Below are 10,506 nucleotides of genomic sequence, written 5' to 3' on the forward strand. Positions count from 1 at the left end.
CGTACCATGCCCGGGCTGGCGGCCACCCGCTGTAGCCGCGCCCACCACCGCCGGAAATCGGCGTCGCCCCGCCGGCTCGGAGCCCATGCACCCAGTCCGACGCCCTCACCCCAGCCCTTCGAACTCACCTCGACCAACTCCGACAGCTGCTCCTCGGTGACGCCGAGCGGGTAGTCGGGCGCTCGGAGCAGGCGGGAGAACGTGCCGTATAGGACGAGCGCATTCACGCGGTCGGGATGGCTGGCCGCCATCAGCATCGCCATCGTGCCACCCTCCGAAACGCCCACGAGGTCGGCGCGTTCACATCCGGCCGCGTCCATGACGGCGGCCAGGTCATCGACCGACTCTTCCAACGTCGGCGCGTGCATCACCGGATCCGACAGGCCAGTGCCACGCTTGTCAAAGGTGACGACGCGACGGAAGGACGCGAGCCGCGAGTAGAAGTGGACGACCGACGGCTCCTCCCACATGATGTCGAGGTGTGAGATGAACCCGGGCGCGACGACGAGATCGGGCCCCTCTCCGGTCACCGAGAACGCGATGTTCAAGCCGCCGCTCTTGGCATAGTGAATGTCCGGCATCCCGCCCGCGACGTTCATGGGCGAACCTTACGCCGCCTGGGCCCCTGTATTGCGATCCTCACGCCGACGGCGGCCCGAAACACGCTTTATTGGTACCGTCGCACGCGAAACGATCCGGGTGGCAAATGTGAAAGAGCGGGTAATCATCGCGGTAGTGGGCTGCTGCTGTCTGGCCGCTTGTTCGTCGTCCTCACCATCGCAGCCGAAAGCCACCACAGCAAGCTCAACGACCCGGCAGCCAACGGTCACCGAGCCTCTCGCCCCTAACGCGACCCCGCATCCCAACGCCACTGCCGCCCCCCATGCGATCACCCCGTGCGTCGGCTTGTCGATCTGCCCTCCGCCACCTCCGGACGCCGAGGGCAACCCGGGCTGCTATTACCGCGATGGTTGGGCTGCCGACCCGTCAGGCTCGGGAATTAATGTCTACTACTTCCGTGAATCGTCCAATGCCGTTAACGCCGAGCAGGTGACCGCCGACGTTCGCTTGAAGGACGGCGCTACGGCCTCCCAGATCGTCGCAATCGATGCGGGCCAAATGATGGATCAGATTCAATTCCCCGGCATCGACAGATCAGCAGTGCAGGAGGTCTTGCTGACGACCGGCGCTGGGCGTTGCTTCGTCATTGGTCCAGACAGTTAGCCTCCCGGATTGATCCATGGATGCATCCCGTCAAGAGCGACGAACCTGATCGGGCGAGTCGGCACGCCGCCAAAGCGGGATGACGGGCCGACTCTATTCCGAGGAGCGTCACCCCTCGTTGGACAAGCAGTTCTACTACCCGGCCGCGACCTTTTTCCTGCCGTAGACCCGCTCCATTATCGCCGTGTCTGTGTGCACCTGCACCCGTACCGTCTTGCCGTCGCGGAGGGTGAATACGTCGGCGTCTTGCCCTCTTTCGCTGCCAACCGCCACCTCGGTTAACGCGACGACGGTGTCGCCGTCAGCGATGAGACGGTTCAGCTTCACCGTCACCGACTTCTCGGCCAATCGGCTGAGGTACCCGCCGAGTTCGGCTTTACCGTGATAGGTACCGCTGATCGCGCTATCGCCCGGTTGGACCCACTCGATGTTGTCGTCGAACAGGCTCATCACCGCGTCGACGTCACCGGCGGAGAAGGCTTCGTAGCCTTTCTTGACGAGCTCGATGTTGTTTTGTTCTTGGTCCGACATGTTCAATTCCCTTCGTGCATAGAATGTTTCGACGTTCGTCACGCAAGCGGTAGGTTCCTCCGACCGGCTAACACCTCTCCATCTCCCTCGCCATCAGGGCCTGCTCGAGGGAGACGTAGTGTCGCGGATAGTGCCTGTGTTCCGTCCCGCGCTCATAGGCCGTCGCTACACCCGGCCGGTTGAGACAAGTCGGGATCCCGGTGGCCGTCGTGATGTGCCGCTGGCTGCTTGGAAGAATTTCGGTCATGAGGGGATCTCCTTGTCGCGCATAGGCGCTGCCCGGCCGCGCGATTGCGGCTTTTGCTCAGCAAAGACGGTCCCAGCCGCTGCGTCGGGGCTGAGTTTTGTCGCGGTTGAACGTGCCTGTAAGGAAACGCCCTGAATCTGGCCCGCCGCCTCATCCGAATGGATGAAAGGCGATAAATTTCCCAACAACCAAAGGTGAAGCCTCGGTAGCTACACAGGAAGAAGGGCCTTCGATGGGGCCTGCGGACCAGCGGGAGAGCCGGCAGTGATCGGGATCGATGACTTCTCGCGCATAGTCTCGGCCATCTACGCCTCGGCGCTCAGTCCGGACAACTGGATCGTGGCCATGGCGGATGTTCGTCGCACGCTCGACGCGCAGAGCGCCGCGTTGTTGCTGGCCGATGGATCGGGCCGCTCTATCAAGAGCGCCAGCCTCCCGCAGGAGGCGCGAGAGGCCTACCTCGAGTACTACCGCCAGATCGACTACGTGCTCGATGCCGTCGATAACGGCCCAGTCGGTTTGATCCAACGCGGGCAGCCGCTGGTTGCATTGAAGGCGCGATCAGAGTTCGACGCCGGCTTCATGCGTCCATACCAAATGGACGACGGACTATTCGTACGGCTTACCGACGGTCCGATGCCGACATGCTTTCTTGTCGCGGCTCCGAAGCGCGCGGAACCGTTCGACACGGCTGAGCGCGTGAAGTTGATGAGCGCCCTGGTCCCCCACCTACAGCAGGCGCTTCGCACCCAAAGTCATCTGGAGAACTTCGCTCAAAACGCGAGTGACATCGCCCGAGCCGTCGACAGTGTTCGACACGGCATCGCCGTCGTCGGCCCCGGTTCGGTTGTTATACATATGAATTCCGCCGCCGAGCGAATTCTCAAATCCGGCGACGGACTGTGTATCCGTTCGGGCAGCGTTGAAGCGAGCAGTGCGTCTGCCAACGCTGAGTTGCGCCGCAGCGTCGTCGGTGCCCTCCTTGAACACGAAGCCAGTCCGCGCGGTGGCAACTCGTTTCTGTGCAGACGACCATCCGGGAAGCGTCCGTACGTGATCCACGTGCTGCCATTCAATCCGACCACCGAGAACGTGTCAGTGGCCCGAGCGCTGGTCGTACTCGTGGACCCGGAGCAGCAGATTGAGCCGCCGACGCAACTTCTAGGGCGCGCATATGGCTTGACGGATGCCGAGGCCGACGTCGCGCTGCGGGTATTGCGGGGTGACGGTCTCAAACCGATCTGTGAGGAGCTATCGCTTTCAATGGCCACAGTTAAGACTCACCTGCAACATGTCTTCGAAAAAACCGACACACATCGCCAAGCAGAGCTGGTGCGCCTTCTGTTGACCATCATCCCGTAAAGGCATGAGCCAAACGGGTTCGCTCGGCCGACCAGGCTACGGTCGGGGCCCTGGATGGAGTGATTGTGCGATGCCTCGCCTAGTGGACGAAGACATCGTCAAAGGTCACGGTGCGTAAGTTGCGAGCGCGGATGAGATCGCGGAGTTGCCCGTAGACATGGGTGACCGGCAGGTGGTTGAGGTGTCCGATCACAATCGCCTGCGGGGTGAAGGCCCGCTCGGCCATCTGGACGATGTAGTCCTCGGTGATCACGGTGGAATCCGACAGCGAGCCCGACCACATTGTGATCGCGGTGTAGCCAAGATCGGCGGCCACCGAATCAACGGCCGAGTTGTGCTTTCCGTAGGGGGGCCGAAAGTACGGTCGCGCGTCCACGCCGAAGGTGTTTTTCAAAAATGCGTCGTTGCGGGCGATCTCGTGCGCCACTCGACTTGCTGGCACCTTCGTCAGGTTCGGGTGCGACCAGGTGTGGTTGCCCAACTGAATCTGGCCGCACTCGACCAAAGGCCGCAGCAATGCCAGATTGTCGGTCCACGAGCGGTAGGTGCCGTTGACGAAATAGGTCAGCCGGACGCCGGTGTCTTTGGCGAATTCCGTGTAGAGGCGCACGACGTCGGTGTCGACGCCGTCATCAACGGTTAGCGCCAACAGGTTGCCATTCCCGGGTAGCTTGTTGAGCACGCCGCCACCTGGCAGCGCCACCCGCACGCTGGGCGCTGGCGGAGGCAATAGCGCGTCAGCAACGGCCTCGCCATGCCCTGCGGACGGCGAGGCGGCGGCAGCGGCGGCGGCCGTCGGGGGTTGCGTTGGTCCACCGAGGACGCCGCGCGGCGCGCCCATACCGGCAACACCGCCAAGGACTGTGGCGGACAGCGCCCCGAGAAACCGGCGCCGGTTCAGCTCAGACACAACGCGACGCCGTGTGAGGAAAGGGATTGGTTGGCACTAGGCGCGGCCCGAGGCCCGCTTCACGACGGCGTCGTTCTTCTCGCCAACCCGTCAGAAGGATGGGCGCCACGTCACAAGATCTCCGACCGTTCTGAGACACAAGCGTAGATCATGCCATCAGACAACCGCGCAACCCTGAACGTCCGTGCGCGCCGTTCGCAGATGTAATCGAAACGATCCGTCCTAATCCGAAAATTGCGGGCGCACGCTTCATCGGTCAGGATCATCGCCGGTATGCGAGGGAATTGTGTTCACCGTCGATGAGATCGCCGGGGAGTACGGTAGGACCGAGCTGACCAAGCTGGTGAACGACGTCGAGCAGGTGATCGGCGTCCGGCTCCCAGGGGTGCTCGGAGGCGAGATCCCGATGACTCTAGGTACACCATTGCCCGCCAGCATGCGAGCCATCGAGCCGTCTCGCGTAATGAAGGTGCCCACAAAGGTATTCCACGCTCGCCGCCATGGCCCCCCGGGTCTCCGCAACGGTCGGTGCCGCCGCGTTGCAGCGCCTGGAGATGCTAAGAAACGCCACCGCGCAGCCGCTCGAACCCGTGATGTTCATAATCGGCCCGCGCGTCGACGCGGCGTCCACGGCTGCGACAGCTTCCTTCGCAGTGTTGTAGCCGCTATCTGGCATGACCTGCGCGCCCACCACGGACAACGCGACATGGTGTTTGATTCCCGCGTCCTGTTCAGCAGCGAGAAGATTCGTGGTCGTGTCGTGAAGAAGTGCATCACAGGCTCATCGTCGAACAATGGTGACCGGCGACGTCGACCAGAACATCCGCACCGGCGACGGCGTTGGCGAGACGTCACCGGTGAGTGAATCGACACCGGATCGGCGTGAGGCGGCGATCACGTGGTGTCCCTGCACGCTGAGCTTGGTCGCTGGTTTCGTGCCTTCTACCGTTGGGCATCCACGGTGGTTAGCTTGTTTCCCGCCGACATTGCTTGGGCATACTGCGATTTCGAACCCTACGGTTCATAACGAACAGGTTCACCGGGGAGTTCCAAGTCGAAGCGTTTGCACAATTCGGGGACACTGTCGACATCCATCTCCAGTTCGTACCGCGCACAGAGTTCATCTAGGGCCTCTGTCGATATCTTGTCCGCACCGCCGAGGCCAGAAAGCTCGTCGAAGAACTGCTCAAATCCTGCGGGGGAAATAATCTCAAGGATGCGGGCGGGCTCATCGCCCGCGTTCCAAAATGTATGCCATTGGCCTCGTGGCTTGATAATGAAGTCACCAGGTCCGCCGTAGAGCACCTCATCGCCAAGCAAAGCGCCTACGCGTCCCTCGATGATCCAGCTGTACTCATCTTCGTTGTGGTGGCGATGAAGCGGTGCGGCTAACGCTCGGGGTGACATCGGATGCTCGAGGGCGGCGAAGCGCCCGTCCGCCTGAAACTTATCGATGACGTGGCGGACACCGACCGTCCCAAGAAACACAGACTTGCCTTCGGTGCGGCCGACAGACTTAGCTGGCGGGCCGCCTGGCCTCAAGTTGTCGTTTGTCACTGCAAACTCTCCTTCTCAGGATTCAACGCGTCGACCGCGGCCGGGTTCTTGTTGTATGCGTATGACACGGATGCTCCTTCGCTGAGTGCGAGGTCGATTGTCCAGCGCGCCACAATGTTCCGGCCGGTTCCTACCAGCGCAGGACCCCCCGTCGGGTTAGTTGCGCCCGGCCATGAAGCCGCCATCGACGTTGAGAATCGCGCCGGTGACCCAGCTGGCCTGGTCGGAGAGCAGATAGGTGACGGCGTTGGCGATGTCGACGGTTGCCGTGATTGATCAACGTGGCGAGGCCAATCGGCTTCGCGGGGCTCTCAGCGCGCGACGCCGTGTCTCGTCGAGCGCGTCTGCCAGGGTCCAAATTGAAAGGCCCAGGCTTGAAATGTCCTTCATCAGGAACTCACCCGTCGACGACAACACCGGAAACCCGCCCGCGGATGCCTCGCCCACACCGGGTGTTGTGCACATGAAACTGACGGTCCCTGCGAAGAAGATGACGGCAAGTAGGCCGCCCGCGATGGATGCCTTGGGGAACCACGGTTTGGCCGCCACCAACGCTGCGGTGATTAGCTCGATAATTCCAAGCACCCTGCCAAATGTGTCGATGGACATGATGCGGTAGACCCAGCTCATCAAGGGACTGTTAGTGACAAATAGCGAGATGCGATGCACCTCATCGTATGTGAACTTCATGGCACCGAACCAAACCAAAATAATGACGAGACCGTAGCGAGCGATAAGTCCGGCGAGGCGCATCAATTTCGAGTTCCCCTTATCATTGGCGGCAGCAAGTAGGTCCTCAATTGGTCTCATCCGGCCGCGTCGACCAACAGTGTCGCGTCGCCGCGCTGCCCGGCATGCGCGCGTTGAACATCGGCGACCGCGGCGTGATCCGCCAGCTTGGCGGCGACGCCCCAGGCTTCGCCCTGTCGGCTCGCCAGCTCGGCGACGGTGTCGCCAACACGGTTTTCGGAGCGTCCGATGATCACCGCATCGGCGCGGTGCTCGACGACATCGACCGCAATCTGCCGTCCCATGCCGGCACTGCCGCCAACCACGATGAACTTCTTGGCCTCAAAATGCATTCGCAGTTTCCCCGCTAGTTCTCCTTGACGACTTCGGCTAAGCCGCTGCCCTTTTGGATGCAGTTGACAAATCACTGTTCACCGACGTCGGGTGAGTCGTCATCACCCCGCGAGCTAATTCACCCGGGTGAGTGCGAAGCCCATCAGGGGTGGGCCGCCGTCAGCGTTCCGCTACAGCCAGCGCGGTATCAGCCCGAGTTGTCGCCTATCCGGCGGGCGCGGCGTCACCCGTATGGTCATCGCGGGCGGGCCCTTAGGGGCAGCACCGCCGATGCCGCGTACGGCCATACTCGCCAAAAGCATCTCGTTGACCAGGTTTTCCGGGCTCGCTGCCAGGACCGCCGGGGTGACACCGGGGAGGGTGCTCGGCCATGTCACCGCGACCTGTCTGATCGGCGGGATGGCAGCGGCCCAGCTCGACGGCACCGACAACGTGCCGATTGAGGAGGCCCGGCCTAAACGCGCTGACAATACAGTTGCCGCACGGCCGCAGCCCCCCAGGTCTGCCGAACCCAATGACGCTGATGCGCCTGTTTCTGAGCCTCCCGCAACCGCCCCCAAACGTGCCAGTACGGCATCCATCTTGCTGGCACCTTCTGGGTCGTAGTGCGCCGCATATCCCAAGCCCGCGTACGACCCGGCCATGCCCGTTGACGTGATCGCCGTCGACGCCGACGCGACGGTCAGGTTCACCGGGCTCAGCAAGCTCAGCAATTGCAAGAACGAGCCCGCGCCCGCTGACGTGGCGCTGGAGTGGGCGACTGCAGCAACCTGGCCGGCGACCCCGGCTGGGTTTGTGGTGGGCGGGGGCGAGGTGAACGGCGGTAACGCCGAAGCGGCGGCCGACGCGCTCGCATACTCATACATTGCCCCGGCGTCTTGGGCCCACATTTCGCCGTAGTCGGCTTCGGTGGTCGCAATCGCCGGGGTGTTTTGGCCGAGGATGTTTGTCGCGATCAGCGCCATCAGCTGCGCGCGGTTGGCTGCGACCATCGGCGGGGGCACCGTAATGGCAAACGCGGCCTCGTAGGCGGCTGCGGCGGCCCTGGCCTGGGTGGCGGTTTGTTCGCACAGCGCAGCAGTCTTCGTCAGCCACGAGAGGTAGGGCGCGGTGGCGGCCGTCATCGCCACCGACGCGGGACCCAGCCATGCTGCGCCGGTCAGGTCCCAGATCACCGGCTGATAGGAGGCCGCCGTCGAATGCAGGTCTTCGGCCAGCCCGTCCCAGGTTGTCGCGGCCGCGAGCATCGACCCACACCCGGGACCGGAATATATGCGGCCGGAGTTGATTTCTGGTGGCAACGCCCCGAAATCCATCTTCGATAACCTCAAGGTCCCTTGGTTATCCGGTCGCTTCGCGGATGTAATGGCCGATCTGGCGCAGTGAGTGGGTGGCTTCGGGGATCATCGGCGCGGCGAGTTGGAACACGTGGATTTGGCCCGGCCATACCTGCACATCGACGGGCACACCGGCGGTGGCCAGTTGTTGGGCCGCCAGCTGCGCGTCGTGAAGCAGCACCTCGCAATCGGACACATGGATCAACATGGGTGGCAGGCCGGGTTGGATGTGGTCGAGCGGCTCGTAGAGCGCGTCGGAACGCCCGTTCGCGTCGCGGTGTGCTGCGGCGCGGGTGATCAAGCCATGCAAGGCGTCAAACGCTCTGGGTGAAAACATTGCATCCGAGCCGATGTTGGCGTGGGTCGTTTTGGGCTGTGTGGCCAGTTGCAGCAACGGCGACATGGCCACCAGCGCTGCGGGTTGCTCACCGCACTCGAGCAGGCGTTGAGCCAGCGCTAGCGCCAGATAGCCGCCGGCAGAATCGCCGGCCAGCACAATCTGGTCGGGCTGATAGCCCTTTCGGCGCAACCACCGGTAGCCGTCGTAGCAGTCGTCGATCGCCTCGCGGATCGAATGCTTGGGAATCTTGCGGTAGTTGGGCACCAGCACGGGGCTGTCAGCGAAACTGGACAGCATGCTCACCAGTCGGCCGTGCGAGTACGAACCGCAGGTGAGGAACGCCCCGCCGTGCAGATACAGCACGACCCGGCGGGTGCCGTCGGCCGGTAGCACACCGGCGGCGCGGACAAGCTGCGCGGTGCAGTGCGCCAGCCCGACGCCGGCGCGCACCGTGCCTGCTCCCGGTGTGATGGCGCGGGCGGCGCACTCGACGACGCCCCATGGCCACGGCGCCGTGGGCAGATAGCTGCCCACGCTCAACGTGGGCCGGATCATCAGCCGCGCGCCCAGCCAGGCGATGCGCCCGGCCATGCTCGGACCGTCCTGGACGACGTTAACGACGGCGCCCGTGCGAACCAGGTGCCGTCGAGCTTTTCGTGTCCTGGGTGAACTTAGACCCGGGCGCGGTGAACTCGACGCGGTGGCGGGTGCGCTCATGTCAACACTTCCACGCCGGGGTCATCGGGCGCCCCACGCCCCCAACCGATTTCACGTGACGCCCAGGCGGGGCTCGCCGTCGATCGGCGCACCCGATCGGGCTGCGCACTTATCAGAACTCGCGCCGAGACCGGCCGCGGGCTCATCGTGCCTGGCTCGGCGTTGAGTGCCAGCGCGCATTTCCCGCATACGCGCGCTCGCTGCCGGTCAACGAATCTGGGTGAGGCACTTGGTTTTTGGCCTGCGCCTCCGCAGAACGGGCACCGTTGGTCGGCGGCGACCTGTTGGTCACGGCGCTCCCAGACGGCCGCTCGTCCCCGCGCAACCGCCTTGCGGCGGCGTTTCTCCGCGTAGGCGATCAGCCCGGCCGCGACCGCGGATCCCGCACAAATGGCGGCGGTGACGCCGAAATCGATTAGCTGACCATCGATCAACATGAGGACCGCGTAATCACCGGAAACCACAGCCGCAAACAGCGAGGCATTGCGTAGGCGGCTCATGATGCCAGCCCAGCCCGGATCAGGCGCACCGTGAAGACGCTCTGCAGGTATACAGTGCGACGCCCGCAGGTGGTGCACACCGGGTGGGTGCCGCATCGAGACGCCATCTCGCGCGTGCGGCCTACGTAGGTCGCCATGGCCCGTCGCAACCTAGCCAAGCAGGCTTGACAGAGCGTCTCGACGAGGTCGCCGTCCGGGCTTAGCCCCATGTGGTCGCATCCGTCGATGGCATGTATTTCGGCGACCGCCACCGCCGGCGCACCGCATGTAATGCCGGTCGACACCCGCTGGGCACTGCAGATGGGCTGCAGCGCCTGAAGTTGATCCTCGAGCGCCGGTACGGTGTCCATCGCGCTATCTCCTTTCCGATGCGCCCAACGCCGGGCAAAGGCAGCGGCGGCCTGCATCCGATGCGGCAGCCACGGTGTTCGCGCGGCGCCTGAGCCGTATTCAGCAGGCGATCGTTGAAATTGGTGAGGCTTCATCTGGTTTTCTCCAATTTGTGGCGATGGTGTTCCGCGGTGATCAACACAGCCAGGTCGTCCACCGTCATCGCGACCCGTTGCTCGCTCATGCGGCCCCGAACGCAGATCTGAAAAACGTGGCCGGCTCCACGTACCGTCCAGTCGCCAGCTGTTAAGTCAGCATTCATTGACGTGGGGTGAGTGGTCATCACCCGGCGAACTGATTCACCCGGG

The 10,506-nt window shown here is 63.5% G+C and carries 13 protein-coding genes and 1 pseudogene; 2 read left to right on the plus strand and 12 right to left on the minus strand.

Annotated elements, in window-relative coordinates; genetic code table 11:
* Positions 1–599: alpha/beta hydrolase (locus VN856_RS02855; RefSeq protein ID WP_325685947.1), on the minus strand; the 599-nt coding region annotated here is incomplete at its 3' end.
* Positions 600–708: 109 nt separating this feature from the next.
* Here VN856_RS02855 and VN856_RS02860 point away from each other — a divergent pair.
* Positions 709–1,224 carry a hypothetical protein gene (locus tag VN856_RS02860; protein WP_325685949.1) on the plus strand — a complete coding sequence of 172 codons (516 nt, stop codon included), beginning with the start codon at positions 709–711 and terminating at the stop codon, positions 1,222–1,224.
* Positions 1,225–1,359: 135 nt separating this feature from the next.
* Here the strand turns inward: VN856_RS02860 and VN856_RS02865 are convergent, their stop codons facing one another.
* Positions 1,360–1,755: a nuclear transport factor 2 family protein gene (locus VN856_RS02865; RefSeq protein ID WP_325685951.1), complete on the minus strand. Its 396-nt coding sequence runs from the start codon at positions 1,753–1,755 to the stop codon at positions 1,360–1,362.
* 733 nt (positions 1,756–2,488) lie between these two features.
* Between VN856_RS02865 and VN856_RS02870 the strand changes: the two genes are divergently transcribed.
* Positions 2,489–3,364, plus strand: coding sequence for a helix-turn-helix transcriptional regulator (locus VN856_RS02870; protein ID WP_325685953.1), 876 nt, complete (start codon positions 2,489–2,491; stop codon positions 3,362–3,364).
* A gap of 79 nt (positions 3,365–3,443) precedes the next feature.
* On the opposite strand, the gene VN856_RS02875 is transcribed toward VN856_RS02870, so the two are convergent.
* From VN856_RS02875 to VN856_RS02920, 10 genes and pseudogenes are all read right to left on the minus strand, one after another.
* On the minus strand, positions 3,444–4,265 hold the full coding sequence (locus VN856_RS02875; protein WP_325685972.1) for a polysaccharide deacetylase family protein: 822 nt from the start codon (positions 4,263–4,265) through the stop codon (positions 3,444–3,446).
* 1,023 nt (positions 4,266–5,288) lie between these two features.
* Positions 5,289–5,831, minus strand: coding sequence for a cupin domain-containing protein (locus VN856_RS02880; RefSeq protein ID WP_325685956.1), 543 nt, complete (start codon positions 5,829–5,831; stop codon positions 5,289–5,291).
* 156 nt (positions 5,832–5,987) lie between these two features.
* A pseudogene (locus VN856_RS02885) lies at positions 5,988–6,089 on the minus strand (SDR family oxidoreductase); the annotation flags it as partial.
* 18 nt (positions 6,090–6,107) lie between these two features.
* On the minus strand, positions 6,108–6,641 hold the full coding sequence (locus VN856_RS02890; RefSeq protein ID WP_325685958.1) for a YkgB family protein: 534 nt from the start codon (positions 6,639–6,641) through the stop codon (positions 6,108–6,110).
* Positions 6,638–6,913: an SDR family NAD(P)-dependent oxidoreductase gene (locus VN856_RS02895; protein ID WP_325685960.1), complete on the minus strand. Its 276-nt coding sequence runs from the start codon at positions 6,911–6,913 to the stop codon at positions 6,638–6,640. Before VN856_RS02895 ends, VN856_RS02890 begins: the two co-directional genes overlap by 4 nt.
* Positions 6,914–7,084: 171 nt before the next feature.
* A complete protein-coding gene (locus tag VN856_RS02900) occupies positions 7,085–8,230 on the minus strand; it encodes a PPE family protein (protein WP_325685962.1) in 1,146 nt (381 codons plus the stop codon).
* Between the two features lie 25 nt (positions 8,231–8,255).
* The gene (locus VN856_RS02905) at positions 8,256–9,308 is read right to left on the minus strand and encodes an alpha/beta hydrolase (protein ID WP_325685964.1); all 1,053 of its coding nucleotides are present in this window, start codon (positions 9,306–9,308) and stop codon (positions 8,256–8,258) included.
* Positions 9,305–9,808: a hypothetical protein gene (locus VN856_RS02910; protein ID WP_325685966.1), complete on the minus strand. Its 504-nt coding sequence runs from the start codon at positions 9,806–9,808 to the stop codon at positions 9,305–9,307. Before VN856_RS02910 ends, VN856_RS02905 begins: the two co-directional genes overlap by 4 nt.
* Entirely contained in the window at positions 9,805–10,158 is a 354-nt protein-coding gene (locus VN856_RS02915; RefSeq protein ID WP_325685968.1) for a hypothetical protein, read from the minus strand. Before VN856_RS02915 ends, VN856_RS02910 begins: the two co-directional genes overlap by 4 nt.
* Before the next feature lie 131 nt (positions 10,159–10,289).
* Positions 10,290–10,506 (minus strand): hypothetical protein (locus tag VN856_RS02920; protein WP_325685970.1); only part of this gene is annotated, 217 nt, incomplete at its 5' end.

This window comes from Mycobacterium sp. (assembly GCF_035603715.1).
Taxonomy (GTDB): domain Bacteria; phylum Actinomycetota; class Actinomycetes; order Mycobacteriales; family Mycobacteriaceae; genus Mycobacterium.